The sequence below is a fragment of the Paenibacillus castaneae genome (genome assembly GCF_002884445.1).
In the GTDB taxonomy this organism is placed as follows: Bacteria; Bacillota; Bacilli; order Paenibacillales; family Paenibacillaceae; genus Pristimantibacillus; species Pristimantibacillus castaneae.
On the sequence record NZ_KZ614144.1, the window covers coordinates 2808862 to 2835187 of the forward strand.

Sequence of the window (26326 nt, forward strand, 5' to 3'; positions counted from 1 at the left end):
GAGGATTTTTGCATGACCCATGATAATGTGATTAAATTTCCGATTCAAAAAACGGCGGGACAGATCGTTGAGGAAAACCGCCTCAAGCGCTTGGCAGAAGAAGAGCCCCTGAAAGGTGAAATCGAGGAATTGAAACGCAAACTTGGCGAATTAGAAATAGAGACGTTCGATTTTAAGGAGTGATTGAATTTATCGTTTTTGAAATCAAATGAAAAGCGCGATGGAGCTCGCGGCATTAAACTAGCGGGAAACGTTAGTTCATAAAGGAACAGCAAAGGCAGCCGACAAAAGTGATTGGCTGCCTTTGCTCAACTAACGGGCAGATTTGCTCAACAAAGAGGGTAGGATAGCACGAAAAAGTATATGGTAGAGAGCGAAGAATATGTTCAAATTAAGATCGGCGTCTGCAAGAAAGTAGGTGGGGTAAATATGAAACCCAATTTTCATGAATTAGGTCTTTCTATTAGTATGGGTCCAAAACTAAGAAATGAAGTTGAGAGGCAATTAGTGAGAGACTTGAATCATTATCATATATTTAGCGGTGAGCTTCGGTTTGATTGGTCAGAAAGTTGCATTGAAGGAAAGTGCTTAAATTATTTAGATGGTTCGTTGGATAGGTATTCAGGGATTATGCTTTATAATGCTGAAGATGTGTTAGTAGCCGATGGCTGGATGGATTTTTTATATGAGGAGGATACTGATCTCCTATTCGTGTATTGGCATTACCTTGATATTGTTATTGATGGAGTCGGAGTAAGAGCTAGATTTGGGGGCAGAGTTCCGCAACATATTAATAAATTATTGGCAAAGAAGACAGACATGTAACGATGTGTGCAGCGTTCAGTCAACTGGATATAATCCTGGGGAGTGGATACGGACATTCGTTAAGCTAACTGGGAACGATAGCTTAATAAATACGATGAAACGGCTGCCATGAATCTGGTTACCGTTTTCTCAACTAACGGGCAGTATAGCGCAACCATTACATGAATATATTCTAAAGATGGGAGGAAGAGATGATGGACAAATTTGTTTCAAGCAAAAAAGATATCATTTCATTATTTTTAGGAATTATTGCAATACACATGTACGTAATTAGTTTAACAACAGAATCACTTGTTCTTATTTTTGTATCCATAATTGATTCATCGATAGCCTTTTTTCTCGGAATAGGTACCGATAGTGATTATGGACACGGAGGACTAATTATAGGATTATTAATTATTATTGTTTCGTTGATAACACTATTCGTAAGTTAACTGGCTTAGCAATGATGAACATCAGTAAAGAACGAACTACTTTGTTACTAACGGAGAACTATAATGGAATAACACACATGATGAGCAGGCGCTAGATAGCCTGCTTTTTTATTGAACTAACGGGCAGATTTGCTTAATGAAATTATGTTAAAATTACTCCAACATCATGAGAGGAGTTACAGAAATGAAAATGAGTAAACATATTGCTGAACACTATATTTGGGGCGATAATTGCGATGGTTGGCATTTAGTAAAGAATCAAGATTTAAGCGTAATCCATGAAAGAATGCCAGCACAAACTTCCGAAGTTAAGCACTATCACCAACAATCACGTCAATTTTTCTTTGTTTTAACTGGTATAGCAACCATTGAGATTGATGGTAAAGAGATTGTGCTCAATACACAAGAGGGAGTAGAAGTCGCTCCCTTGGTGACTCATCAAATGTTCAACAAGTCAAATGATGACATTGAATTTCTTGTAATTTCTCAACCTATTAGTAAGGGTGATAGGGTCTTAGTCGATTAAATTTTTAAGCTAACGGGTAACGTTAATACAATAAAGTGATTAAACCCTTCCATTTCATGAGAACCTAGATCTAATAGGTTTATACTATGGGAGGGTTTCTCTATGTACCTGAGTGAATTATGGAAACTGTATGAAGTTGATAAACGGATTCAGGGATTCAGTCCGTACACATTAAAAGCCTACTCATTGCAATTAAAAATGCTGGTTGGCGAATTAGGTGATCTTAAAATTGAGGAAATCAGTTTGCTTGATCTTAAGGAATATCTGGCTATACAATCCGGACGATTGAAGCCGAGCAGCTTAGGACATCGTATCAGATTTGTGCGCTCCCTTTTTCGCTTTGCGTATGAAGACGGTTACCTTACGAAAAATCCCTCTCTTAAATTGAGGGAACCTAAGATGGATAAACGCATTCCGAAGTTTCTAATAGAAGAGGATGTGATTCATCTTAAGATTTCCTGTCTATCACACCGAGAACGAGCTTTGTTGGAATTTCTATATAGTTCTGGCTGCCGTGTTGGAGAGGTACAGAAAATAAACATTGAAGATCTTAACTGGGAAAATTGTTCGGCGATTATAAATGGCAAGGGATCCAAACAAAGAGAAGTTTACTTTACCACCGAATGCAAGGTGTGGTTGAAAAAATACTTAAAGAGTCGCGAAGACTCCTGTAAAGCATTGTTTGTAACGGAAACATATCCTACCCGCCGAATGGCGATACCGACAATCAGATGGGCGTTGAAGCGGCTAGCAAACCGTGGTGAGATTGAAGCTAATGTGTGTACTCTCACCGTTTTCGTCATACCTATGCATGTCAGCTATTAGATAATGGAGCACCTTTAGAGTTTATTCAAGGCATGCTGGGTCATGAGAAAGCATCGACCACTCAGATATATGCTCAGCTCCGTGGAGAGCGAAGACGAGAGCTGTATCGGCGGTTCTTCTAATGCATTGAGGTCTAGGTAGCTAATTTGGATGGCTATCTTGACTAAACTAAGGGCAGGATAGTTCAATGATTTCTCGAATACACCTTTAGAGGTGAATAGAATATGAAAACTGTATTTTTAGTTGAACATTCTTATGAGGTCGGGGAAGATGGAGTCTACGATGAGACAAAACTAATAGGAATCTATTCATCATTAGAAAAAGCAGAATCAGTAGTGAAAAGATATAAAACAATTCCAGGGTTTAGAGATTATTTAGATGCTTTTTATATCGTTGAATATGAAATTGACAAAGATAATTGGAGAGAAGGGTTTATTACATGGTCGGAAGCGGATGAGAAAGATGAGTAGCTTATTTTCTTCTTTAAACTAACTGGCAGTTAAATTCAATGAGTTGGTTTTACTGCATAGGAGGGATTCAATTGAGAACAATGTTTATTGGAGTGATATTGTTTTTTTATAACGGGATGCAGTTACATACCTTGGAAAAAACAACAGAGGACGAGATATTAGAATCATTAATTTCATCACATCCTGATTTTTACATGTTGTATGCTGTTCCATATGGAAGTAAAGGTTATCAATTAGAAGACTATGGGGTGTATAATATTGATGATTCGGAAAGAGTAGATGTGATGTGACAGGTCCCAGATCTTTTATATAATAATGGTAGGAGGGGTTAAATGGATATCAAGGATTTTTTGTTGCACTTAAATCAAGGTAATACAGTGGAGGGCGGTTCGGAAATACATCGGATGATGCACGATGTCGCTCGGGAAGCATTAAAACTGACGGCTGAACTGAATGGACATTATCACAGTCCCGAAGAAATTCGTGAGTTATTTTCTAAGTTAATTGATAAACCTGTAGATGAAACTTTCTCTATGTTTCCTCCTTTCTATACGGATTGTGGGAAAAACATCTCTGTGGGAAAGAATGTCTTTATTAATTCTGGTTGCCGTTTTCAGGATCAGGGAGGCATTACAATTGGCGATGGTACTCTCATTGGCCATAATGTAGTCTTGGCTACCCTTAATCATGAACTTGATCCGAATAAACGTAGCACAATTCATCCTGCTCCAATTGTAATTGGAAAAAACGTATGGATTGGAGCAAGTGCCACTGTTGTGCCAGGCGTGTCTATTGGCGATGGAAGTGTCATTGCGGCTGGTGCAGTTGTTACCAGAAATGTACCTGAAAACGTTATTGTAGGTGGCGTTCCCGCGAAAATTATTAGGAAAATCGAAAACAGCTAGGAGTAATCCTGCTGTTTTCGTATATAAATTGGTTCCAGACATCAATGTAATCAACTCGAGCCATGTGGTGTGTATAATATTGATGGTTCATTATGACTGAGATGTGACAGAATTGCTCAAGCTCAGTACAATGTCCTTATTGCAGTAGGCTGGTGGTATAATCGTCAACCTACTGAAGTAACGGGCAGGGTAGTTCCTGGTATTTCGATATAAGGGATTTGAATAAGGGGGACAATGTTGAGGGAAATAAATCATCCAGTTAAGAGTCTATCAAGAATTAGTACCATTATAGGCATGATTACTATTATATTGAGTCAATCTATTCTTGTATTGAGATCATGGGATCTGAGAGATGTATTCTACTCTTCGTTAACAGTGGTTGTTCTATGTTTAGTTGTACTGTTACTCGCATTGTACAGAACATATTTCAAGAAACCAACCGAGTTATGCCTATCCAGTGAGCAAATCATATTAAATGGGAATATAATTAATTCGAAGGATATTAAAGTGATTATGACCAGAGGGTACTTTAAACCTGTTATCGGGATATTACCTTACAGAAGGAAAATCGTCCCATCGGATATGGCATTTAGGTATTTAAAGGATGAAGATAGAGGTATAGCGGATTTAAAGAGTTGGGCAAAAATGAATAATGTAAAGATAGTCAATAAATCGTTTCAAACATGGATATAAGTGTATTCTTAGCACTATTCGGTACGGTCATAACCTTATTCAGAAGATGGGCTTAACTAAGATGACATACTTGTTCGTTACGCTAACGGGGAACGATAGTTGAATGTTAATTTCACACACAATAATATCCTCCAATAATAATTGGTTGGTGTATTTTTGTGTCAATAGACAAGACCTAGCGTCGGCTCTAAGTCAATGGATAGTTTGGTAATAATTGTTCTTTATTTAGCAATAATCGGTAACCTTGTGCTATTATCAGGTGGAGTCTATAAAATATGCAATCGATAGTGCATTGAAAGCGAGGAATGAAACCTTATGACCCAGGAAGAAGTGCTAAAAGGCGGAAATGTAAATCATATCGTCCGTATAGGAAGCACTGTTCGCCGCCCTACGGGGTATTGGAGTCCAAGTGTTCATGAACTACTCATACATTTGGAAAAACAAGGCTTTGAGGGAGCGCCAAGATTTCTCGGAATCGATGACTCTGGCCGTGAAATATTGACATTTGTTACTGGAGATGTTGCTCAACCAGAACTTGATCCGTACATCTGGTCGGACGAAATGCTTGCAGGTTTCGCGCGCCTTTTGCGTCAGTTCCATGATGCGACTCAATCGTTCACTCCCAAAAGTGAGGATAAATGGCAGCTTAAATACGCTAATGATGCCGAGTGCGCAGTAATTTGTCATAATGACGCGGCGTTTTACAATCTTGTCTGTCGAAATGGGGAACCAGCGGCGCTGATTGATTTTGACATGGCAGCCCCAGGTCCGCGTATGTGGGACATTGCGTATACCCTTTACACATCGGTTCCGCTTGGCGGTTTCACGCCTGACCGTTCTTCTGGAACAATGGATGTAGTAGCATACCAGCGTGAAAAACATGCTGCGGAGCGCCGTCGGCGAATTCATTTGTTTTTTGAATCTTATGGAATTCCCGTCCCAAATAATCTGCAAGAGTGGATTATTCAACGGTTGATTGTACTGTGTGATACGTTGAAAAATTTTGCCGCTAACGGAAACAAAGCCTTTCAAAAAATGATTGATGAGGGTCACTTGGCTCACTATGAGAACGAGATTCTTTTTATAACAGATCATTTCAAAGATTGGAAATAGGAATCGAATATTCGGAGTACAAAACCTTCTATTAGAGGCAAACTAGAATTAGTTGCTCTATTAGGAGGTTTTATGATTTTTAACTTATATTTTTATCGAGTAAATGATTGTAATACAGTGTAATACAATTGTGGTTCATAGTGTTCAATATGAATTCGTTGAGGTTTGGAAATATTGTAAAAAAAATAAAGCAATAAAAGAAAGTAGACCAGTTTCATACCGAACAGTTTCATAAGAACCAAATTTGGTTGCGGCATGAGTTAAAAAATTTCACTAAAACATGCATTAAGCTATCTGGCAGATTAAGCAACTTTTGTTTTGTTGAAAGTGAGGATATGTGCACATGTCATTTATTGTTCGGGAATCTCAAGAGCAGGATTTTGAAGAGGTTTTGAGTAAGTTTTACAAAAAATATGGATTTGTAGAGAACCATAGAATGATGCGTATCTATTTACCTTTTTTAGATAAGGATCTTACTCCTTTTGCACAAATAGAAGATAAGCTAAACACAAAAGGTATCATGATTAAAACATTAGATGAAGAACTCGTTTCCGATGCAAATGTTTTTCAAAATTGCAAGCGCTTATCCAACAGAGTTTCTTATGCCTCCAACGTCTCCTAATGATCAAATGTTAACTCACAAAGATAATATTCCAGACGCTTACTTTATTGCGAAAATGGGACAATTATATATTGGACATAGTCATTTAGAAATTACCCTCCGATTTTGAAAGATCTTGATGAACCTATAATTTGATCGTGAAGGATAATTGATTCGTAAAAGCGAATATGTCATTTCGTATGCTAACAAAATTTTATTGAGGGGGCATAAATGGTGCAATATTAGGTGAATATTCAGGATATGATGCAAGTGAGAACTGAAAAACAAAAGGCTGTCCAACTGATTGGGTTTCAGGGATATAATTTGGAAGATCAGCACAAACTCTTCGAGCAAATGAAACAAAATTTCAATGCTATCACTACGAAAAAGAGTGAGAATCAGTATTTAGTAATTTTGCCAGGATTGTTCCCCTTGGTAGCTGTTGAAGTAAATGAAACAAATGATGTTCCAGAAGGAATGACAACATATATAATTCCTGAAGATGAATACGTAATTTTTAGATTTGAGGAAAAGTATATTGGTGATTTTTGGAGTTCGATTTGTACTGAAGAAAATCAAGCAAAATATAATATTGATTTGTCGAAACCAAGATACGAAATATTCACATCCAGTCTTCAGCCTACAGGAGTAACAGAGTGGTATTTCCCCACTAATACTTAAGCCTCGTTTTCAACTAATGGGAGACTTTAGTTCAACGAATCATGAAGAGCAGTTTGCTAGGTCCTCAAAAGCCTTGTGATGTCATTCTATCCGATCCACTTCACAAAAACGTAATTGTAAAAATCCAAAATCATAAAAAAAAGAGAATGCATCGCTGCATCCTCTTGGTTATTTTTGTTTAGCTTAATGAGGTGGAAGCATATCTACTTTGCTTTGTTTAAGAGAAGTAACCTTCCAATTGACTCCAGACTTTACTATTACCCCTTCAATCTCGGAAAGATAATTATCCCCCTTTGAATCTGTGTATTCAACAGAAAATTTTGCTGTTAACTTATCTAGTCCTGAGTAAACAATATAAGTGTTATAATCATTCGGCATCTCTTCAAAGAAAGCTTTTGCAGCTTTATTATTCATTATGGCAGCAGTCATTTTTTTTTGAACTTCATCGTCCTTCAATGGACGAAGGTTTAGAATGAAGTGGTTTGAGCTAGCGATCAAACTGCTCTTATCCCATATGATTTGTTCTTTGTTGTAGAACGTATCACTTACTTCTCGAAATTGGACGTACACTCTTCCATCAAATAATTTAACGAATGGACCAACTTTAGCTTTCAGAGTTATTCCGTCTTTGGTAAGAGTCGCTGTTTTCGTTTTTTGGTCCCAGTCTATATTAGCTTTCATTTCATTACCAGCTGCTCTCAAAGGCATGTAAATTCGACCATCAACCAAATTACCATTTAAGGATATATAGTTGTTAGCGTGAGCTGTCAGTGGGCTCAAGAGTAAAGCAGAAGATACTAGAGCGATTAAAATTTTACTTCTCAACATGCAAAATACCTCCAAAAATGAATGATTTGTAACAAGTTTGATCTTAAATAATAACATATTTATGCACACGATAGGAGGTATGTCATATGATGATTCATAGAATAGATCATGTGGGTGTAATCGTAAATGATCTCTCTGCAGCTAAAGAGTTTTTTCTCGATTTTGGCCTTAAGGTGCAAGGGGAATGGGAAATGGAAGGAGAGTTGATGGATCAGGTATTTGGGCTTAATGACGTTAAAGTAGCATGCGTAGGATTGGGGACGCCAGATGGTCAGGCATGGATAGAGCTAATCAAATTTTATATGCCGTCAGATGAAAAAGATATTCAGCAACCTTTTGCAAATACTCTAGGTATCCGGCATGTTGCATTTGCTGTTGAAGATATTGAAGCCGTTGTTGCCAAATTGAAAAAGAAAGGTACGGAAATCTTTTGTGAGATACAATACTATAAAGATAGTTATAAGTTATGCTACTGTCGTGGGCCAGAGGGAATTATTTTAGAGTTGGCGGAGCGAATCAAATAAATTGACTCGCCGTGGCTCAAAGATAGACAATAATCCTTTGCTCGAGCTAATTTAGTTAGGAAATGAGCAGGTGATAAAGGAGCAGAAGAAGTAGAATGTAAGAACCTCTCATCCGGTTTTCGGATGAGAGGTTTCAATGAGGTTTACCGCTTACCCTAAATGGATAGTGAATTAATATCTTCCGCCTGTCTTTTGCCCATATAACGTGATTTACTTGCATTAATCATCAAGACAGAAATGTAGCATTTTCGTTTTCTTTAGTACATATCTTAATTTGATAACAAAGCAGCCTATCACTATGGTAAGTAGTATTTATTAACGGAGAACGGTAGTAAAGTACAACACGATGGCAGACGGAGCACAGAAGAGCTAAGCATAATTTTCTTCAGGATTTCACAATTAAAAGAAAATAGAGTAGACGGAATTTTGATTCAACTTAAAGGGCATGCAGGAACAAAAGTGAGGTGTCGAGATATGAAAATAAGGTATTTATTAATAATGGTACTAATGACTTTTACTGTTCTTTCATTAACGGGCTGTGTACCTGGAGATGGAGTAAATAATGTTCAACATCCTGCAGGTTTTTTCTGGGGGATATGGCATGGCTGGGTTGCTCCTGTTTCACTTATTATTGGCATTTTCAATCACCATATTAGAGTATATGAAATATATAACTCTGGTTGGTGGTACGATTTAGGATTTTACATTGCTGTCATTAGCGGCTTTGGGGGAATATCACTCTCTCGACGAAAAAGAGTAAAACAAGAAGAGTAGCTGTTTGTATAACTAATTCGTTAAACTAACGGACACGATGGTTGCATAGTACATATGGATGAGCAGGCGCTGCGGTGGCCTGCTCATTTTATTAAGCTAACGGGCAGTATTGCTCAATGTCATGTGTTATTTAGAGATATATCTATCTGTAAATTAATCACCAGCGGTGTTAAACTTATCTTATTGATACTTATACTAGAAATAGTAATTGGAGGTAAATTATGTTGAGTGTGAAGTATAGAAAATTAGCGATTGAAGAGTGTGTACTAATAAAAGATATGAATCCATCACAATACATAAATAATGCATGGAGAGAAGTGGATGGAAAACGCCAGTTAGTCGAAATTAATTATCAAGATTCTGATTGGGCTAATGGTTACGAACACCATTTCAATAGTTTAAAAACAACTATTTTAAGTAACGGTGAAGCGGTAGGTGCTTTTGATGAAAATAACAAATTAATAGGGTTCGCAACATTAAATCGTGAGTTCTTTGGTGAAAATTATAAATACGTTTTATTAGACCAATTATTTATTTCATTAGAGCATAGAAATAAAGGAATTGGCAAAAAGCTATTCTTAATAATCGCAGAAAGAGCTAAAGAGTGGCAAGCAGATAAAATATATATTTGTGCTAGTTCTGCCGAGGAGACAGTTGCATTTTATTTTGCAATTGGCTGTAAAGAGACGGTAGAAATAAATAAGAAACTATACGAAAACGATCCAAGAGATTTTCAATTAGAGTTCCTACTTTAGTAGGGTAGTCTATTCAACTAACGGGCAGGATAATGTAATTTTCCATCATGCAACCGGCGAAATATTCGCTTGCATGTTCAGTTCTTGGGTAAATTAGCTCAATAAATTCTATAAATAAGATTATCTATGGTATAATATGTGAATATATTTTTAAAATACTAAAGCGTTATGAAATGGTGGACTAAACGAATGGAACGTACAATTCAATTAATGGAAACCCATTTAAATATCGATCTTGGAAATCCGCCCTTTTTAAAATTAGATAACGGGTTGCAAATTCCATACTCTTCGATTAAGGGGATAACAACAGGTAGACCCATACCAAATGCTTTCAAGCTTTATGGTTTTTCTTTTGGAGGAACAAGAAATGGATTATTTAGATTCAATGGAGGTTATCATCTCTACTTTTTTAATAATGAGGTTGATACCCTTCATTTTGACTTGAATAATTTTCTTGTTGGTAAATTTAAAATATCAAAGTTAATCATTGATGTTAAAAACCCTGAAGAAATAAGTAAAACTATCTCCGAAAGATTGACGTGAAGTATTTTATTCTAATGCCACCAATGCTAATAATTGGGCTGTTTTTATTTTTATTTCTTCCAGCAAATCAGAGACCTTATGTGTTATTAGTTCCTATTGTTTTTGGTTAATTTATTACACTTGGATATTTATTGAAAAACAAAAGAAAAAATTATGATTGGCTGTTATTGAACTAACGGGCAGTTTAGTGAAATATTTTATCCATTTATGGTTTATGAATTCCATGCTAAATTTAATCTTTAAATGTGTACGAAAGCAGGACTATCAGATTAGCGACTTCATTCCGGAGTTATTAGAACAATAGTGCTAATAATTAAATTTTCAGAAAGGAAGAACACTTTGCCCAAGCACATAAAGATCTACGCACTAATACTTATTATTTTCATATTAATAAACGCTGCGATGTACAGACATTCGGAAAACCAATCATCTGTAAAATACAACGACCTCTATTCACTTTATCAGCTGAAGAACGACTCGGCATTTGCCTATTTAGTGAAGCACGCTTCTGAAACGATTCCGCTTGCTGACACTTTGGTGGCAATCAGTGAGTCGAAGGAAAACGAAGATCCTGCTAAGATTCGGCAATTGATCGATAAGGCGAAGATACAAGCGGAAGAAATCGATGAGCAACTATTAATATTCATTGAATTTAGCGATATCTACACAAACAATGCTGTCCCTAAGCTTTCAGTTAATAATACGGCAATGACAACGGATGAGCAGCAGGACATGTTTATTCTTGCTTTTCAAGCGCGTGTATGGAAACCGTTATATAATATAAGCTATTCGTATTGGAAGTCTAATCCTAAAACGATAGACGCCAAGACTAGAGAAACCTTGCACTTGCTGGCGACGGAGCTCCGTGCGTTAAACAAGACGATTACGTCGTTTAAGGAAGACGCAAATCACATGTTTTTCCAAGGGCAAGTAGAGTCTTATAAAGCGTCGATGCTAGGGAAGTTGAAACCACACCTTGAAAGATTGAAAAAGATCCAAGATGATTTTTCAGGACATAAATAAGTCAAATGCGTGGAATGAGTTCACCAGGAAGCTATCGGAAGTAGACCTTAAGTCATTCAACTAACGGAGAAATATAGCTTAATAAAATACCAAAAGCGCGGTGGCCGGCATAGATCAGCAGCCGCGTTGCGCTAACGGGCAGGATAGTTTAAGATCATACGCGGTGAACCTTATCATAATTAGGGCGAAAGGCCTGCAGAATACGTACAGGAAGGTGCTATGGCGTTTTGTTAAAGTAAATTTGAAGTGGTGAAAAGCTAAAATTGACGATAAAATGAATCATATGAAGTAGTAGGATGGGGCGGGTGATCAATTCTTTGAAAAGTATGGGCGGAACTCATTTAAATGTGAGTATAAATCGATGAATATGACCATTTTAGCCACAAAACTGTTTATCCCCGTACCACGGACAAACGTTGTCCAAAGGCCGCGCCTGATCGATCGGCTAAACGAGGGTCTGGACCGCAAGCTGACCCTCATCTCTGCCTCTGCCGGCTTTGGTAAAACTACGCTGGTCAGCGAATGGGTCGCTGGTTGCGATCGACCTGTCGCATGGTTGTCGCTGGACGAAGGGGATATCGACTATGCGCGCTTCCTGTCTCACCTTGTCGCTGCTCTGCAGACGATTGAGGACTATATTGGAGGTGGCACGGTTACTGCACTCAAATCCCCGAATCCACTGTCAATCGAATCGATTCTAATGATCTTGCTGAATGAAATCTCAGCTCTCCCATTCAAAATCGTCCTCGTCCTGGACGACTACCATGTTATTTATGCCGAATGGATCGACGATGCTCTCAACTTCCTACTCGAGCATCTCCCACCACAAATGCACCTTGTCATCGCCACACGCGAAAATCCGCAGCTTCCCCTGGGCCGATTACGCGCCCGGAGCCACTTGACTGAGCTGCACGACACCGACCTGCGTTTTACTTCCGACGAAGCGGCCGAGTTCCTCGATCAGGTCATGGGTCTGAGTCTTACGGCCGACGAAATTATGGCGATAGAAACCCGTACCGAAGGCTGGATCGCGGGGCTTCAGCTGGCGGCGCTCTCGATGCAGGGGCGCAAGGATATCCCTACGTTCATTCAGGAATTTGCCGGAGACAATCGGTACATTATGGACTATTTGGTCGAAGAGGTCCTTCAGCGCCAGTCCGACCAGACCCGGAACTTTTTGCTTCAGACCTCCATTCTCGATCGGTTGCATGGACCGTTATGTGATGCCATCACCGGCCAGGTGGATGGCATCGCGCGGCTCCAATCCCTGGAGCGAGGCAACTTCTTTGTCGTTGCGTTGGATGACAGGCGCCAATGGTATCGTTATCATCACCTCTTCGCCGAGGTTCTCTCTGTCCATTTGAGGTCGGATCAGCCCGATCAGGTGGCTGCATTACATCAGCGCGCAAGCATATGGTTCGAGCGGCATGGCTTGCCAGACGATGCGATCCGTCACACGCTGGCCTCCAATGATTTCGGGCGGGCGGCAGACTTGATCGAGCTGTCGATACCAGCCTTGCGCAGGAGCAGACAAGAGGCTGTGATGTTGAAATGGCTGAAAGCGCTCCCCGACGAGCTGATCCGTTGCAGACCTGTGCTCAACGTCTGGTATGCCGGGGCGTTGCTGGCCGGAGGCAAATTAGATGCCGTTGAGGTCCGACTGCGAGACGCCGAACAATGGCTTGAGACAGTGGCAGATCAGGGTGAACGACAGCAAGGCCGCCTGGTCAAGATGGTCGTTGTGGACGAAGAGGAATTTCGTCGTCTCCCGGGTTTGATCACCTTGTATCGGGCCGGACTAGCCTTGGTTCTCGGTGATGTGCCCGCCGCCATGAATTATGCGCGGCGAACGCTCGACCTCGTGCCCGAGGATGACCATCTTCCGCGCGGAGCGGCGACTGCGCTCCTGGGACTCGCATTATGGAGGAACGGGGATCTCGAGGAGGCGCGCCGGATGTTTGCCGGTGGCATAGCCAGCGTGCAGCAGGCTGGGGCTATCTCCGACGCGATCAATGGCTCCATCGCTTTGGCCGAAATACGGATCGCACAAGGCCGACTCCGCGAGGCGATGCACATCTATGAGCGGGGATTGCAGCTTGCGACGGAAAATGGCGAGCCTGATCTGCGGGGGACGGCAGACATTTACGTAGGAATGAGCGAACTTTGCCGCGAGCATGACGATCTGGAAGCCGCCACACGGAACCTGTTAAGAAGCAAGGAGCAGGGTGAGCACACTGGGTTCCCGCAATACCGGTATCGCTGGCGAGTCGCAATGGCTCGAATACGGGAGGCCGAAGGGGATTTGAACGACGCGCACGATCTTCTCTGCGAGGCGGAGTCCCTGTACGTGGACGACTTCTTCCTAAATGTACGTCCTATAGCGGCGTTGAAGGCGCGGGTGCGGGTTAAGCAGGGGAGGTTAGGTGAAGCCCTCGATTGGGCACGGGAGCAGGGCCTGTCCGCCAAGGACGATCTTTGCTACCTGCGCGAATTCGAGCACATCATCCTGGCAAGGGTGATTCTGGCCCAATATAGAAGTGACCGTGCGGATCGAACCGTACTTGAGGCGATCGGTCTCCTGGAGCGTCTCCTTCAAGCAGCCGAAGAAGGAGGAAGGACGGGAAGCGCGATCGAAATCCTGGTGTTGCAGGCAATTGCTCGCCATATGCAAGGCGACATCCCTGCAGCGCTTTTGCTTCTGGAACGAGTCTTAACGCTTGCCGAGCGGGAAGACTACGTCCGAATCTTTGCAGACGAAGGCCGGCCAATGGAGGTCCTGCTGGAATTGGCTACGAAAGAGGGGATAGCCCCGAACTATGTCCGACGCCTCCTGACGGCATTTGGGAAAGAAGAGGGCAGAATGCTTGCCAAACCGGTTATTCGCAAACCTCTGAGAGAACCGCTAAGCGAACGTGAGCGCGACGTACTTCGACTACTCGGAACCGACTTGAGCGGCCCGGATATGGCCCGCGAACTCAGGGTGTCTCTGAACACCTTACGGACCCATACCAAGAACATTTACGAGAAGCTTGAGGTAAATAACCGTCGGGCAGCCGTCCGCCGCGCTGAGGAACTCGATCTATTAAAGTGAGCTTGAATAGTTCATCCCCCCACGCCCTGGCAAAATTGCCGGGCGTTTTTTTTCATTTTCAGTAAGTCCCTTGTTGAAAAAATCACCACGTCAATCACCACATGTGGTGATGCGGTCTCACCCTATGTAAGTGTATTTTTGATTATGCAAGGAACACATCCACCTCATTGGTCTTTATTTTTTCTTTCATTATTCCTTTGCGTTATGTGGTTGCCAACTACGTGAAGAAGCAAGGAAGTCGGTGGCGGTAGTTAAGAAACGACGTGGAGATGCTTGCGCGGGAGGAACATGAAGGAGGTAAAAAATGAGTGAAACACACGGTTCCAGAGAGGAACATCACAACCAGTATGAAATTCGACTCAAGGGCCACCTTGATGACCGGTGGATTTATTGGTTCGAGGGGCTAAGAATCACCCACGAAAGCGACAGAACAACCATCCTCACTGTTCAAGTGGTCGATCAGCCCGCATTGCACGGCGTGCTCAGGAAAGTTCGCGGTCTCGGCTTGCCTTTAGTCTCGGTCCTCCTGCTTGATCCCAATCAGGCGAATGGTCCGAATGGCAACGAGAACAAAGATCCTAATCATTCGAAAAAAAAGGAGACAAACATATGACAACGAATCAACCTACCGCAGTTCTAAAGGGGAGCGAGAACATGCAAACCAATCGGCGAGCCGCTATTACAGCCCCGAATCTTATCCGTTTCGCAGGTATAGCCGCTATGCTGGCAGGGATCCTGTTTATTGTCGTTCAGATGATCCATCCTGCCGATATTCTTTCGTCAGTCAACACCGGTCGATGGGCCATTGTTCACTACTTGGGCGTCGCCATGTGCTTTCTGGGCATGCTCGGCGTAACGGGGATCTACGCAAGGCAAGTGGAGAAGGCCGGTTGGCTCGGTTTGGCCGGTTATCTCCTCATGAGCAACTTCTATGCGCTCACAATGGCTTTTCAATTCATCGAAGCCTTTGTCTCGCCACCGCTCGCTGCCGAATCGCCAATCTTTGTCGAGGGCATGTTGGGAATTCCAAGTGGCAATGTCGGCGATATCAATGTCGGATACCTCGAAACGATCTATTCGGTAACAGGGGGCTTGTATTTGCTCGGCGGGCTGTTGTTCGGCATCGCTACGCTCCGGGCAGGCATTCTGTCGCGCTGGGCTGCCGGTCTGCTTGCCATCGGGACCATTCTGCCCCTCCCGCTGTCTTCGCTGATCCATCACCCGTACGATCGGATACTGGCGGTGCCGGTTGGGTTGGGTCTGGCTTGGTTGGGGTACTCGGTCTGGTCCAAACGGCGTGAGAAAGCCTGATATGAGAATAAAAGAACGCTCGGCCAGGCGGCTAGTCGCCGCATTGCTCTTACTGAGCGTCATTCCGCTCGCCGCCGGGGTCTTCCGACTTGCTTCGTTGGCCGGCGGCGCGGAAATAACGCCGGCCAACGCACGGTTCTTTGAGGCGCCCCTGCTGGTGGTGATGCATATCCTAAGCACTAGCGTGTATGCCATCCTTGGCGCATTCCAGTTCGTACCCGGTTTGCGGCGGCACAAGCCGGGCTGGCACCGCACGGCCGGGCGCTTCCTGTTGTATGCGGCCTGCTGGCAGGACTTACTGGGCTGTGGATGACCCTGTTTTATCCCATCCCGTACGGCGGTAAGTTGCTGTTTTCATTTCGGCTCCTATTCGGGTCGGCTATGGTCGTGTCCAGCCTGCTTGGCTTTACCGCGATCCTGCGGGGGGACATGACACGGCACCGTGCCTGGAAGACGCGCGGCTATGCGATCGGGCTTGGCGCGGGTACGCAAGTGCTGTCCGAGATGGCTGGGACGTTAATCATCGGCCCTCCGGGTGATTTAAGTAAGGCGCTGTTCATGGGTGCGGGCTGAGTCATCAACCTCGTCATGGCTGAATGGGCCATCCGCATAGGTCGCGCCCGTAACAACTCGAAGAAACAACAAGATAAAAGGAAAAATGCATTACACCCGCGCGGAACTGGGACCGTAGAAATGAAGGGGTAGGGATGAAAGCAATCGTATACGAGCGGTATGGGCCACCGGATGTCTTGCAGCTGCGTGAGGTCGCCAAGCCGGTAACACAAGACGACGAGATCCTGATTAAGGTTTATGCGGCAACTGCTGCAGCGGGGGATTGGCGATTACGTAAGGCATATCCTTTCCTGGCACGGCTGTTCAACGGTTTATGGAGACCGAAACGAATCAAGATTCTTGGATTCGAATTAGCCGGCGTAGTCGAATCGACGGGCAGAAGCGTTACTCGATTCATGCCAGGAGATGCCGTGTATGCCGCCTGTGGTGCCAGTTTCGGTGCATATGCCGAATATAAATGCCTGCCGGAGACGGGAAGTGTCGCACCGATGCCGGTGAACATGACGTTCGAGGAGGCGGCCGCGGTTCCGGTCGGCGCCTGTACGGCCTTGCATTTTCTCCGGAAGGGCAACATCCGGCGCGGCAGCAGAGTGCTCATCTATGGCGCTTCAGGCAGCGTCGGGACATATGCGGTGCAGCTGGCCAAGCATTTCGGTGCGGAAGTGACCGGAGTATGCAGCACATCGAATGTGGAGTTAGTAAGATCGCTCGGTGCCGACCGTATTATCGATTATACGAAAGAACGGTTCTCGGATGGCGGTCCGGCTTACGATATTATTTTCGATACGGTTGGGAAGAGTCCATTCAAGGTTTGCATCAAGTTTCTGACACCTGGAGGGTTCTACTTGCAAGCGGTCCAAGTAAGCCCATTGCTAACCGTTCGAGGTTTATGGATCAACTTGACGAGCGGAAAGAAGGTGATTGGCGAAACAATGAAGGAAAGCGCCGAAGACTTGATTTACTTGAAGGAACTGATCGAGGCCGGCATGTTGCGTTCGGTCGTTGACCGCCGTTATTCGTTGGAGCAAGCGGCGGAAGCTCACCGCTACGGCTTTTGGAACTGGATAAATTATTGGAAGGAAGATGACCCCGAAGTTTATTATGAAGTGTTCGGAAATGAAGATATCTCCTCAATAAAGCTAACAAAAGAACGAATTGCTTTGGTTATTAATTGTCGTTTTGATACACCGATTGAATTTATACAAACCACATTAAACGTGCGCTATAAAGAAAGCCTTATTGCCCAGTACCATTACATGCAAGAATTTAATGGAAAGGTTTTAGATGTATTAAGTTTTGAGAAATATTCAATACTTACGACAGATGATTAAGCTAACGGGACACAATAGTTGAACATACAAGGGGCAGCTTGTTATGGCAGCTGCTCCATTTCTTTATTAAGCTAACGGGCAGGATAGTTTAACCAATTCACGAATATGTTAAATATTGAAGTATTTGCGAAGTAGGGGCCATAAATATAGACAAAGAAATAGAAAAGAAAAATGGAGAAGAGATCCGAAAAATGTTAGCAAGAACTCTTAAGGAATATCACTTTAAGAGAACGAAGCCAACATTCTACACAAGAATTAAGACCGATAGAATTGATTTTTTGCATTTACATAAATTCACTTTCGGTCCTAAATTCAGAGTACATATCGGAACTAGATTTTTGTGTGATACATTCGATGCCGTTGCCTTGAATGGAATAGACAGTGATGGTTTCAGATCGAAATATAATTTTGAGTACAATGAGGAATTGGCTTCAGTCAAACATTGTGTTGACGAGATGATGTATTTTATTACAACTGAAGGTTTCAAATGGTTTGAAGATTGGACAAGAACTACAAGACTCTTAAATTTTAATAACTCGCCAATCAAATATTTAAATGAAAAATACATGGAATTTCTTGAGAATAACACACCAAAAGAAGTAATTGTAAACAGCTATAAATTAGTAGGAATAAAAAATTTCAGTTGATTCAAAGAAGAAGAGACTACGTATAACACGGTATTACGCTAAGGGATTCGTCATGATACATTGAGCTAACGGGAACGATAGTTTAAGAGCTTGTTTGCATCAGCTCCTTTTCGTTTATTGAAGTAACGGGCAGAATAGTTACAATATATGGTACTATGGTGTTGAGATCTTAAGTAAATTGGTTTGAGAAATGAAAGTCATTGGGTGTAGTTTAAATAAGCCTAAGCCTATAGGGGGAGGAGAATTGTTTTGATTTATGATAAACCAAATAAAACAATTACTACTAAAAGGTTATTGCTAAGACTGTTTCAAACATCAGATGCATCAGAGGTTACTAGACTTTGTGATAATTACAACATATACAAAAACACTTTGTATCTACCATATCCCTATTCCATAGAGGATGCTTTACCTTGGATAGAAAATCATCTTGATAATTTTAATAATAATAGATCATTTGAATTTGCAATTACAGACAAGGCTACAGGAAATTTATACGGAGCAATAGCTTTAACAAACAATCAAAAATTTAATAATGGTGAAATTGCTTATTGGATTGGAGAAGAATATTGGGGAAGTGGTTATGCCACAGAGGCAGGCGAAGCGATACTCGAATTTGCTTTTCTTGAAAAGCAATATCACAAAGTATATGCTCGTCATTTTATGTCAAATCCGGCTTCTGGAAGGGTTATAAAGAAGATAGGCATGGTGCAGGAAGGTATCTTAAGAGACCATGTGATGAAGGAAAATCAATATGTTGATCTTATTTATTATGGAATTATTAATAAATAAATCCATAGGAGAAGCTTACGTCACGCAACCTCACCAAACAACCGAATCATCGCATTCCGGAAGAATTGTGGTTTTGTAGAGCCACGCTTCGCCTCCAACTCCACCATGGAAGACCCGACCTTATCAGGTCGGGTTTTTGAGTTCTGGGTCGTTTTTATTAAGCTAACGGACAGGATAGTAACAATATACGGTGCTGATTGGTAGTTGAAATTGCTCTGAAAATTTCTTGTGGGAGGCAACTTAGTTTTATATACTAACAGTTACGATGAATATTAGTAGACATAATGTCTACTAAACTGAGAGGTACTTAATCATTTGCAATTTTACAAGTGTCTGTAACCACTCTTGGAGCGCTAATCCACGTAATGGTTAAAGCGGCATAGTAGCATGAACACATCAAGTCCGCATTCAATTGGATGCAGGCTTGATATGTTCTTGTGAAGGGAGGGCCACCAAATGGGGATATGTCCCACTCTTATCTGGAGACATATAATGTTCCGTTTTAGCTAGCTTTAATAGGACGTTCTATTTACTCATTAATGTAAGTGTTGACTCGGTTTTGAATCAACTTACTGACATCTTCAACTGATTTCTGGCCGCTCATATAGGAATCAAATTCTTCAATCGCAATGGAAACGACCTTGAAATCACTAGATAAATTCGTACTCACTCCACCGATGAGCTGCTGTAATTCTTTCATCTTACTTTCTACTGTTTTAGCATCAACCTTCTGTCCAAGAAGTGTACCATCTACTGCCTGCTGCTTGGCATCCTTGAGCTGTTTCTCCACAACTCCCTTGTGCATCGCAAAGCCAAATACCGCTGGTGAAGATTGCATTTCCTCGGAAAGCATGAATTTAATAAATTTCCAAGCTTCATCTTGAACTTTAGACTTGCTGTTCATGCCTAAACTGAAATTCGACTTAAATGGCGTTCCGTTATTTTGTCCAGTTACTGTTGGTTTTTGATAGATATTAAACTTTGGATCAAGCACTTGAGCTAGACCTGTTGTTGGATCGAGAAGGTTAGCATTGCCGAACAAGGAATCGGAATATTCACGCGAATAATCGGAACTAAGCACACCTTCATCATACATCGATTTGATTTGCTTCATCATACCTCGAAACAGATCGGAATCGAAATTTGCTTGACCTTGATTAATGAGCTTATCATAATTAGCCTCTATATACTCCGATAACAGTTGCCCTGAGTATAGATTACCAAATGCCACAACATCTTCACCAACTTGTTCCTTAAGCTTCTTTGAAATTTCTTCAAAGTCATCCCATGTCCAGGTTCGATCATCAATTTCAATATTACCTTGCTTTAACAAGTCTTTATTGCCAGTAAACGATTCAAGGACAAATGAGAATGGCATTGCGTACAAACCATCACCATTCTGGGAGTTTTTAAAGATATTCTGATAGTACTGATTTTTATCAAAGTCAGAATCTTTGTCCATCAGATCATAGTAATTAACTAACATATTCTTAGCTACATATTTGTCCTTCGGCAGTTCATTCGTTACGATGATGTCTGCCCCTTTGCCAGACATCATCTGCGTGCTGACCGTTTGTACATATTTCTCAATATCGCCCTTTGTTAATGGTGCACTCGTTGTATTTTCCTCTATTTGAGATGTAGCTTTATACTCCTTAGTTACAATGTTGATATCTGGACGAATTTTTTTATATTTCTCAATTGCTTCATCTAAATAAGGATGTGCTGACATCAGTGCAATCTCAATCGTTGTGCCATTTGTACCTGATTGTTCATCAGATGCTCCACCTCCACCTGATCCCACGTTGCTGCTAGAGCATCCCGATAATACGATTATCATTGTTAATAAGGCCAGTATCCATTTTCTATTCAAATTCATTCATTCCCTTCAATAAATTCGGATTCGATTACCTTCCTGCAGTGGTTCACTTGATTCAATAATGATCTCATCATTTGGACTTAACCCGTTCACTACTACGATGTCATCCACGGTTGAATCACCTGTTAAAACATAAGCTTTGCGTGCATTGAACGTATTGCCGAGTGAGCTTTTCTTCTCCTCAACTACATAGACATAGCTTCCTGTCGCATCTTTATGAACCCATTTCTTTGGTAACACAAAACCCTTTTCATTGGATTCTTTCTTGATATCAACACTTACTTGTTCTCCGCCTTTAAGACCATCATCGGTGACAGAAACAACAACCTGATAACTGGAATCAATGGGTGCATCTTCACTGGAATCTTCTCTATTCTCTTTAGATGCAACTTTAATCTCTTGAATTGTACCGTTAACCAATTTATTGTCTTTCACCAATCGAACAGAAACCTTAGACCCAATCTCGAATAATGCCGTATTTCCCGAATCGACAGTAAATAAAAATTCGAAGCCCTTGCCACTATCCATGAGTGTCAATATTGTCCCACCTTGTGAGACATTCATGCTGTCCTCATCTACGATCTTTGTAATCTTGCCGGAAAAGGGAGCAGTCAGTGTTTGCTTGTCCGCTTTATCTTTACGCAGCTTACTCAATTTTCTTTGTGCCAGTTCAAGATCCATATTATCCAGTTCAAAATCTCGCTTAGCTTTGGCAATGACTTGCTCATCACCCTCTCTCAGCGCATTCATTAAGTTCTCCTTCAACACCTCCCGATTCATATTTTGCTTTTTCAGCGCCATTTCCTCTTGGTAAAGCTGCTCATCCAGTTCAGAGCTGTCGAATGTCACGAGCTTTTGACCCTTCTTAACTTTTTCATTCTCTTTTACATGTACCTTCAAAATTTTAGAGCCACTCTCATTCATCAACTCCACCTGCTTGCGAGGCGTCAAAACTCCACTCCCGTTGACCTGATGAACTAATGGCTTAGAAGCGATCTTCTCCGTAATCACTTTGGGCAGCATCATCGTTTCGAGTGTGCTGCTAAAAAAAGTCAGGCCAGCCAATATCGCAAAGAACAATATAAACAAAACAGTCGTTATACGTTGTCGCCTAGATATACTTGTCATCTCATTCCACCTATCCTTTAATTCCAGAAAGCTCTATGCCCTCAATAAAATACCGTTCCGCAAGAAGAAACAAAAGAAGCATAGGCATCATATACAAGACCGCAGCCGCAAAGGATACCCCAAACGCATCTTCCTGCAAGCGAGATAGAAAAATGGACAAGGGCTGTAAAGCGGCATCCTGCAGAAATATCAGTGGCTGCTCCACCATATTCCAGTAATCTGCAAATAGCAGAACGACAAGCGCTGCCATGCCAGGTTTCACCATAGGCAGGACCATCGTAACAAAGGAACGGAAATAGCCTGCCCCATCCATTTTGGCTGCTTCCATATATGCAGTTGGAATTTGGAGCATAAATTGTCTGAGCAGGAACACGCCAAACGCTGCAAATATTCCTGGTAAAATAATAGAGCTCGGACTATTAATAAGCCCCAATCGATCCGACATAATGTAATTCGGTACTAGTGTGACCTGAAACGGCATCAGCATCGTTATTAGATACACAATAAATAATGGCTCTCTACCAGGAAATCGCAGCTTCGCAAATGCAAATGCCGCTAGTGTTGCCACCACGACCTGACCTATAATAATTGGAACCACCATAAATACAGAATTCCAAAACATACGAAGAAATTGCGAGGTTGAAATAAGCACCTTAAAAAATTGCTCGAACGAAACCCAATCTGGAATTAGCTTCAAATTCGCAAAATCATTTATCTGAGTACTACCTAACATGCCGTAATTCAGCATAATTTCCTTCTCCGTCATCAAGGAGCTTACTATTGTCAGTACAACAGGAAACAACATGACAAGTGCTATTACGGTTAAGAAGATAGTGAGTAGCAGTGTTCTTATCTGTTTCTGTTTCATCTACACACCTTCCCTTAATCCATAAACGAACGGAACTTTTGTTCAACTCGGAATAGTATTAGAACAATGACTAGAATGCAGAGCACCATCAAGCATGCTGCAGCCGACAGCTTCTGTATATCGAGCGATAGGAACATATTGTTCATATAGTGCTGAAGCATATAGATGCTGTCATGTGGATAGTCACCTGCAACTAAATAGATTTCCCGAAATACCTTGAATGAGTTCAGAATCGACATCAGTATAACTAAAAATCCTGTCGGTATTAAATAAATCAAGGTGATCTGGAGCTTACGAGCCCAGCTTGCTCCTTCTAGGTCTGCTATCTCATAATATTGATCAGGGATATTTTGTAACCCGGCTAAGAACAGGATCACGTTATAGCCAATGTTTTTCCATACATAGATAAATATAATGACTCCTTGTGCCCAATCTGATTTCATCCAATCAATCCGATTGATTCCAAGCCACTCCAATACATAATTGAAAAAACCATTCCAATCAAATAAAATCTGCCATACGAGCACAATTGAAGCTACTGGAACAACGAGCGGCAGCACATAAGAGGTGCGCAGCCAGTTTCGAAAGAAGACTCGTTTGTTAAGCAGCATGGCAAGAGAAAGTGACAATACAATAAGAATGGGAACGCCAATAATAGTAAACCTGAATGTATTTCCCATTGCCTTTTGAAAGGACGAACTGGCTAATAGGTTCTGATAATTGGCAAGCGAGAACCCTGCTTCTCCGCTTGGATTCTCAAAAGAAAATGCAATACTTTGACCAAACGGAATTAAATAAAATAAGGCAAAACCTATTAAGCTCGGAGCAAGAAAGCAGAAAGCCGCAAGAATCTCCTTACGAGCCAAATTTGATATTCTCACAGCATCCCCATCCATTTTCGGTTTTTAAAATATACATTTTTTGTTCCTCCTAGGCTTGATGCAACCATCGTATAATAAACGATGTTAAATCCTTGTTAAGTGCTTAACATAGATTTAACTTGTATTTAGGTATAATAGTAAAAGAGGTGATTTGTGTATGAGGATACTCGTTGTAGAGGACGAGCTTGATCTGCAAGAAGCGATTGCAGAGGGGCTTAGAATAGATGGTTATGCCGTTGATACCTGTGACAACGGTGAAGCAGCTTACGAGCTTTTATATGAAATAAATTATGATTTGGTTGTTCTTGACTTAAACCTCCCGAAATGGGATGGGCTTGAGGTTTTAGCTAAAATACGAGATGAAAGGCCGGAATTAAAGGTGCTCATTCTCAGTGCAAGAGGTAGTGTTAATGACAAAGTAAAAGGCTTAGACTTAGGTGCAAATGATTACTTAGCTAAGCCATTTGATTTTGCAGAGTTGGAAGCAAGAATACGAAATTTGTTAAGGCGTAAGTTTGTACAAGAAAGTAGTATGCTGTCCTGCGGTACAATTAAAGTCGATTTATCAAAGCGTGTTGCTCATGTTAATAAAGATGAGATATCACTTACAAAAAAAGAATTTGCTTTGCTTGAATATTTCTTGCTTAACAAGGATAGGGTGGTTAGCCAAGAAGAATTAATTGAACATATCTGGGATCAGAATGCGGATAGCTTTAGTGGTGCTATACGGGTTCATATTGCGACACTACGTAAGAAGTTGAGGGCTGTCTTAAACTACGACCCCATAGGAACAAAAATCGGAGAGGGATACTTTTTATCAGATAAGGAAGGTGATGCTGATGCTTAAAAAAATGCCAATTCGATTGCGACTTACGGTTATGACCGTTGCACTTTTGACTGTTTGTTGTGTAGGTCTTACCTTAATACTTAATTTATCTGCGGATACGATGGCTGCAAGGATTGATGCAGCTACGGTATTACCGGCCAAAGAAATTAGCGATAATGGACAGGTTGATGAAAGCCCTCAATTACCGTCAAGCAGCATAATCACTCCCGTTCCATCTGATGATTCTGAGCAAGCAAGAATGGATTTTAAAATAAAAAGTATTATTTATATGATTTTAATTATTGTAGGCGGCGGATTCTTAACCAACTATATTTCGGGTAAGGCATTAAAGCCTCTTCATACACTAAATGGTCAAGTGAAGAACATAAATGTGCATAATCTATCTGAAACATTAGCTGTGCCGCCTACAAAGGATGAAATTGCAGAGCTTACTGTAACATTTAATGAAATGACAGATAAGCTAAATAATGCTTTTATGATGCAAGGAAGATTTTCAGCAAATGCTGCACACGAGCTTAGGACACCTCTTGCTGTTTTACAAACAAAGGTTGATGTATTTAAGAAGAAAAGGGATCATACAATCGAGGAATACAATGCTCTTATTTCCGTTATTGAAAAGCAAACCTATCGCTTGAGAGGCCTCGTAGGCAACCTGTTGGAAATGACAAATATGAAAGATAACGGAGAGCAAAGCAGCATTTACTTAAAGGATATTTTTGAGGATATTATTTCCGAGCTTTCTCACATAGCTAAAGACAAACATGTTACGCTGTCCTTAGATTGTAATAATAGCATTGTTACTGGTAACACCGACTTATTGTATCGTGCGTTTTACAACCTCGTGGAAAACGGAATAAAGTACAATATTGACGGCGGAAGCGTTGAGGTCAATGTATACAGACTAAGTAAAGAACAGGTTTCGATCAAAATTAAGGATACAGGAATCGGTATTACCGATAATAACAAAAAGAATATATTCGAGCCTTTTTATCGTGTTGACAAATCACGCTCACGCCAAGTCGCTGGTGCGGGCTTAGGGCTTTCGATTGTTGACAGTATTATCAAAAAGCATAAGGGCACGCTTACGGTTACTAATAATGAAAATGGCGGAACTTGCTTTAATGTAATCTTAACTATATAGCCGTTCGATCCACGCCGAAGCAGTGGAAATACTTAAGTAAAAGCGGGATGAGTAGATTTATTATTAGAAGTGATCCTCCCTACAGCGATGAATGGCTGTGGGGAGGTTTTATTTTTATTTAGAAGGAGACTCCGCTCACCACCATTAATACGATTTAAGAGGTGAGTGCAGTCATAGGTTACTTATGTGTTATATGGAGGTTCGGCTACTTTAGTCTTCTAAACAAACCTCGTTGAGCTAACTGGCAGTATAGTTTAATTAAAGCCGTTTTTTATTGACCGCAATCAATTGATTTCGATTAGAATAAGATCAAATTA

At 41.3% G+C, this 26326-nt stretch carries 30 protein-coding genes and 1 pseudogene; 26 read left to right on the forward strand and 5 right to left on the reverse strand.

The features are described from left to right. Positions 1 to 12 precede the first annotated feature (12 nt). From CEF13_RS28790 to CEF13_RS12390, 12 genes are all read left to right on the forward strand, one after another. On the forward strand, positions 13 to 183 hold the full coding sequence (locus tag CEF13_RS28790; protein WP_166742768.1) for a hypothetical protein: 171 nt from the start codon (positions 13 to 15) through the stop codon (positions 181 to 183). A gap of 246 nt (positions 184 to 429) precedes the next feature. Next, positions 430 to 825, forward strand: coding sequence for a hypothetical protein (locus CEF13_RS12340; protein ID WP_146022708.1), 396 nt, complete (start codon positions 430 to 432; stop codon positions 823 to 825). A 194-nt stretch (positions 826 to 1019) separates the two neighbouring features. Further along, entirely contained in the window at positions 1020 to 1259 is a 240-nt protein-coding gene (locus CEF13_RS12345; RefSeq protein ID WP_102710962.1) for a hypothetical protein, read from the forward strand. Positions 1260 to 1443: 184 nt separating this feature from the next. Then, on the forward strand, positions 1444 to 1785 hold the full coding sequence (locus CEF13_RS12350) for a cupin domain-containing protein (RefSeq protein ID WP_102710963.1): 342 nt from the start codon (positions 1444 to 1446) through the stop codon (positions 1783 to 1785). A gap of 102 nt (positions 1786 to 1887) precedes the next feature. After that, entirely contained in the window at positions 1888 to 2610 is a 723-nt protein-coding gene (locus CEF13_RS12355; protein ID WP_341806267.1) for a tyrosine-type recombinase/integrase, read from the forward strand. Next, the gene (locus CEF13_RS29575) at positions 2565 to 2732 is read left to right on the forward strand and encodes a tyrosine-type recombinase/integrase (RefSeq protein WP_341806268.1); all 168 of its coding nucleotides are present in this window, start codon (positions 2565 to 2567) and stop codon (positions 2730 to 2732) included. The genes CEF13_RS12355 and CEF13_RS29575 overlap by 46 nt, the downstream gene beginning before the upstream one ends. A gap of 102 nt (positions 2733 to 2834) precedes the next feature. Next, positions 2835 to 3080: a DUF7336 domain-containing protein gene (locus tag CEF13_RS12360; protein WP_102710964.1), complete on the forward strand. Its 246-nt coding sequence runs from the start codon at positions 2835 to 2837 to the stop codon at positions 3078 to 3080. A gap of 71 nt (positions 3081 to 3151) precedes the next feature. Beyond that, on the forward strand, positions 3152 to 3370 hold the full coding sequence (locus CEF13_RS12365; RefSeq protein WP_102710965.1) for a hypothetical protein: 219 nt from the start codon (positions 3152 to 3154) through the stop codon (positions 3368 to 3370). A gap of 42 nt (positions 3371 to 3412) precedes the next feature. After that, positions 3413 to 3985 carry a sugar O-acetyltransferase gene (locus CEF13_RS12370; protein WP_102710966.1) on the forward strand — a complete coding sequence of 191 codons (573 nt, stop codon included), beginning with the start codon at positions 3413 to 3415 and terminating at the stop codon, positions 3983 to 3985. Between the two features lie 1008 nt (positions 3986 to 4993). Continuing rightward, positions 4994 to 5791: a phosphotransferase gene (locus CEF13_RS12380; protein ID WP_102710968.1), complete on the forward strand. Its 798-nt coding sequence runs from the start codon at positions 4994 to 4996 to the stop codon at positions 5789 to 5791. 343 nt (positions 5792 to 6134) lie between these two features. Continuing rightward, complete coding sequence (locus CEF13_RS12385) at positions 6135 to 6413, forward strand: hypothetical protein (protein WP_102710969.1); 279 nt, start codon at positions 6135 to 6137, stop codon at positions 6411 to 6413. Between the two features lie 225 nt (positions 6414 to 6638). After that, positions 6639 to 7073 carry a GyrI-like domain-containing protein gene (locus tag CEF13_RS12390; protein ID WP_146022709.1) on the forward strand — a complete coding sequence of 145 codons (435 nt, stop codon included), beginning with the start codon at positions 6639 to 6641 and terminating at the stop codon, positions 7071 to 7073. 183 nt (positions 7074 to 7256) lie between these two features. On the opposite strand, the gene CEF13_RS12395 is transcribed toward CEF13_RS12390, so the two are convergent. Next, the gene (locus CEF13_RS12395; protein ID WP_166742769.1) at positions 7257 to 7901 is read right to left on the reverse strand and encodes a copper amine oxidase N-terminal domain-containing protein; all 645 of its coding nucleotides are present in this window, start codon (positions 7899 to 7901) and stop codon (positions 7257 to 7259) included. Between the two features lie 86 nt (positions 7902 to 7987). Between CEF13_RS12395 and CEF13_RS12400 the strand changes: the two genes are divergently transcribed. The 12 genes and pseudogenes from CEF13_RS12400 (at position 7988) to CEF13_RS12455 (ending at position 19265) form a co-directional block, all read left to right on the forward strand. Continuing rightward, positions 7988 to 8425, forward strand: a complete 438-nt coding sequence (locus CEF13_RS12400; RefSeq protein ID WP_102710972.1) for a VOC family protein — start codon at positions 7988 to 7990, stop codon at positions 8423 to 8425. A gap of 474 nt (positions 8426 to 8899) precedes the next feature. Next, entirely contained in the window at positions 8900 to 9199 is a 300-nt protein-coding gene (locus tag CEF13_RS12405) for a hypothetical protein (RefSeq protein WP_102710973.1), read from the forward strand. 221 nt (positions 9200 to 9420) lie between these two features. Further along, positions 9421 to 9954, forward strand: a complete 534-nt coding sequence (locus CEF13_RS12410; RefSeq protein ID WP_102710974.1) for a GNAT family N-acetyltransferase — start codon at positions 9421 to 9423, stop codon at positions 9952 to 9954. A 189-nt stretch (positions 9955 to 10143) separates the two neighbouring features. Then, entirely contained in the window at positions 10144 to 10497 is a 354-nt protein-coding gene (locus tag CEF13_RS12415; RefSeq protein ID WP_018757707.1) for a hypothetical protein, read from the forward strand. A 339-nt stretch (positions 10498 to 10836) separates the two neighbouring features. Continuing rightward, entirely contained in the window at positions 10837 to 11520 is a 684-nt protein-coding gene (locus tag CEF13_RS12420; RefSeq protein ID WP_244917073.1) for a hypothetical protein, read from the forward strand. A gap of 361 nt (positions 11521 to 11881) precedes the next feature. Further along, positions 11882 to 14611 carry a winged helix-turn-helix domain-containing protein gene (locus CEF13_RS12425; protein ID WP_102710975.1) on the forward strand — a complete coding sequence of 910 codons (2730 nt, stop codon included), beginning with the start codon at positions 11882 to 11884 and terminating at the stop codon, positions 14609 to 14611. 304 nt (positions 14612 to 14915) lie between these two features. Further along, positions 14916 to 15224, forward strand: a complete 309-nt coding sequence (locus tag CEF13_RS12430) for a hypothetical protein (RefSeq protein WP_102710976.1) — start codon at positions 14916 to 14918, stop codon at positions 15222 to 15224. Further along, entirely contained in the window at positions 15221 to 15922 is a 702-nt protein-coding gene (locus CEF13_RS12435; RefSeq protein WP_243864441.1) for a hypothetical protein, read from the forward strand. Before CEF13_RS12430 ends, CEF13_RS12435 begins: the two co-directional genes overlap by 4 nt. 163 nt (positions 15923 to 16085) lie before the next feature. Continuing rightward, positions 16086 to 16495 (forward strand): annotated as a pseudogene (locus tag CEF13_RS29685) (DUF2306 domain-containing protein). Positions 16496 to 16629: 134 nt separating this feature from the next. After that, a complete protein-coding gene (locus tag CEF13_RS12445; protein WP_102710977.1) occupies positions 16630 to 17826 on the forward strand; it encodes an NAD(P)-dependent alcohol dehydrogenase in 1197 nt (398 codons plus the stop codon). A gap of 191 nt (positions 17827 to 18017) precedes the next feature. Beyond that, complete coding sequence (locus CEF13_RS12450) at positions 18018 to 18473, forward strand: hypothetical protein (RefSeq protein ID WP_102710978.1); 456 nt, start codon at positions 18018 to 18020, stop codon at positions 18471 to 18473. Positions 18474 to 18722: 249 nt separating this feature from the next. Beyond that, entirely contained in the window at positions 18723 to 19265 is a 543-nt protein-coding gene (locus CEF13_RS12455) for a GNAT family N-acetyltransferase (RefSeq protein WP_102710979.1), read from the forward strand. A 529-nt stretch (positions 19266 to 19794) separates the two neighbouring features. On the opposite strand, the gene CEF13_RS12460 is transcribed toward CEF13_RS12455, so the two are convergent. The 4 genes from CEF13_RS12460 to CEF13_RS12475 are packed head-to-tail and all read right to left on the reverse strand — an operon-like array spanning position 19795 to position 24021. After that, a complete protein-coding gene (locus CEF13_RS12460; protein WP_102710980.1) occupies positions 19795 to 21144 on the reverse strand; it encodes an ABC transporter substrate-binding protein in 1350 nt (449 codons plus the stop codon). Positions 21145 to 21153: 9 nt separating this feature from the next. Beyond that, on the reverse strand, positions 21154 to 22272 hold the full coding sequence (locus CEF13_RS12465) for an efflux RND transporter periplasmic adaptor subunit (protein WP_102710981.1): 1119 nt from the start codon (positions 22270 to 22272) through the stop codon (positions 21154 to 21156). A gap of 10 nt (positions 22273 to 22282) precedes the next feature. Then, positions 22283 to 23140, reverse strand: coding sequence for a carbohydrate ABC transporter permease (locus CEF13_RS12470; RefSeq protein ID WP_102710982.1), 858 nt, complete (start codon positions 23138 to 23140; stop codon positions 22283 to 22285). A 14-nt stretch (positions 23141 to 23154) separates the two neighbouring features. After that, entirely contained in the window at positions 23155 to 24021 is an 867-nt protein-coding gene (locus CEF13_RS12475) for a carbohydrate ABC transporter permease (protein WP_244917074.1), read from the reverse strand. Positions 24022 to 24178: 157 nt separating this feature from the next. On the opposite strand from CEF13_RS12475, the gene CEF13_RS12480 reads away from it, so the two are divergent. Together CEF13_RS12480 and CEF13_RS12485 are read left to right on the forward strand one after the other, a co-directional pair. Next, complete coding sequence (locus tag CEF13_RS12480; RefSeq protein WP_102710984.1) at positions 24179 to 24868, forward strand: response regulator transcription factor; 690 nt, start codon at positions 24179 to 24181, stop codon at positions 24866 to 24868. Next, the gene (locus CEF13_RS12485; protein ID WP_424991955.1) at positions 24861 to 26009 is read left to right on the forward strand and encodes a sensor histidine kinase; all 1149 of its coding nucleotides are present in this window, start codon (positions 24861 to 24863) and stop codon (positions 26007 to 26009) included. The genes CEF13_RS12480 and CEF13_RS12485 overlap by 8 nt, the downstream gene beginning before the upstream one ends. Positions 26010 to 26326: the final 317 nt, after the last annotated feature.

What these genes read in the sequence shown, in the direction of transcription:
- CEF13_RS28790 (WP_166742768.1), top strand. Translation starts at nt 13, where the DNA reads ATGACCCATGATAATGTGATTAAATTTCCGATTCAAAAAACGGCGGGA.
- CEF13_RS12340 (WP_146022708.1), top strand. Translation starts at nt 430, where the DNA reads ATGAAACCCAATTTTCATGAATTAGGTCTTTCTATTAGTATGGGTCCA.
- CEF13_RS12345 (WP_102710962.1), top strand. Translation starts at nt 1,020, where the DNA reads ATGGACAAATTTGTTTCAAGCAAAAAAGATATCATTTCATTATTTTTA.
- CEF13_RS12350 (WP_102710963.1), top strand. Translation starts at nt 1,444, where the DNA reads ATGAAAATGAGTAAACATATTGCTGAACACTATATTTGGGGCGATAAT.
- CEF13_RS12355 (WP_341806267.1), top strand. Translation starts at nt 1,888, where the DNA reads ATGTACCTGAGTGAATTATGGAAACTGTATGAAGTTGATAAACGGATT.
- CEF13_RS12360 (WP_102710964.1), top strand. Translation starts at nt 2,835, where the DNA reads ATGAAAACTGTATTTTTAGTTGAACATTCTTATGAGGTCGGGGAAGAT.
- CEF13_RS12370 (WP_102710966.1), top strand. Translation starts at nt 3,413, where the DNA reads ATGGATATCAAGGATTTTTTGTTGCACTTAAATCAAGGTAATACAGTG.
- CEF13_RS12380 (WP_102710968.1), top strand. Translation starts at nt 4,994, where the DNA reads ATGACCCAGGAAGAAGTGCTAAAAGGCGGAAATGTAAATCATATCGTC.
- CEF13_RS12385 (WP_102710969.1), top strand. Translation starts at nt 6,135, where the DNA reads ATGTCATTTATTGTTCGGGAATCTCAAGAGCAGGATTTTGAAGAGGTT.
- CEF13_RS12395 (WP_166742769.1), bottom strand. Translation starts at nt 7,901, where the DNA reads ATGTTGAGAAGTAAAATTTTAATCGCTCTAGTATCTTCTGCTTTACTC.
- CEF13_RS12400 (WP_102710972.1), top strand. Translation starts at nt 7,988, where the DNA reads ATGATGATTCATAGAATAGATCATGTGGGTGTAATCGTAAATGATCTC.
- CEF13_RS12405 (WP_102710973.1), top strand. Translation starts at nt 8,900, where the DNA reads ATGAAAATAAGGTATTTATTAATAATGGTACTAATGACTTTTACTGTT.
- CEF13_RS12410 (WP_102710974.1), top strand. Translation starts at nt 9,421, where the DNA reads ATGTTGAGTGTGAAGTATAGAAAATTAGCGATTGAAGAGTGTGTACTA.
- CEF13_RS12415 (WP_018757707.1), top strand. Translation starts at nt 10,144, where the DNA reads ATGGAACGTACAATTCAATTAATGGAAACCCATTTAAATATCGATCTT.
- CEF13_RS12425 (WP_102710975.1), top strand. Translation starts at nt 11,882, where the DNA reads ATGAATATGACCATTTTAGCCACAAAACTGTTTATCCCCGTACCACGG.
- CEF13_RS12430 (WP_102710976.1), top strand. Translation starts at nt 14,916, where the DNA reads ATGAGTGAAACACACGGTTCCAGAGAGGAACATCACAACCAGTATGAA.
- CEF13_RS12435 (WP_243864441.1), top strand. Translation starts at nt 15,221, where the DNA reads ATGACAACGAATCAACCTACCGCAGTTCTAAAGGGGAGCGAGAACATG.
- CEF13_RS12445 (WP_102710977.1), top strand. Translation starts at nt 16,630, where the DNA reads ATGAAAGCAATCGTATACGAGCGGTATGGGCCACCGGATGTCTTGCAG.
- CEF13_RS12450 (WP_102710978.1), top strand. Translation starts at nt 18,018, where the DNA reads ATGTTAGCAAGAACTCTTAAGGAATATCACTTTAAGAGAACGAAGCCA.
- CEF13_RS12460 (WP_102710980.1), bottom strand. Translation starts at nt 21,144, where the DNA reads ATGAATTTGAATAGAAAATGGATACTGGCCTTATTAACAATGATAATC.
- CEF13_RS12465 (WP_102710981.1), bottom strand. Translation starts at nt 22,272, where the DNA reads ATGACAAGTATATCTAGGCGACAACGTATAACGACTGTTTTGTTTATA.
- CEF13_RS12470 (WP_102710982.1), bottom strand. Translation starts at nt 23,140, where the DNA reads ATGAAACAGAAACAGATAAGAACACTGCTACTCACTATCTTCTTAACC.
- CEF13_RS12480 (WP_102710984.1), top strand. Translation starts at nt 24,179, where the DNA reads ATGAGGATACTCGTTGTAGAGGACGAGCTTGATCTGCAAGAAGCGATT.
- CEF13_RS12485 (WP_424991955.1), top strand. Translation starts at nt 24,861, where the DNA reads ATGCTTAAAAAAATGCCAATTCGATTGCGACTTACGGTTATGACCGTT.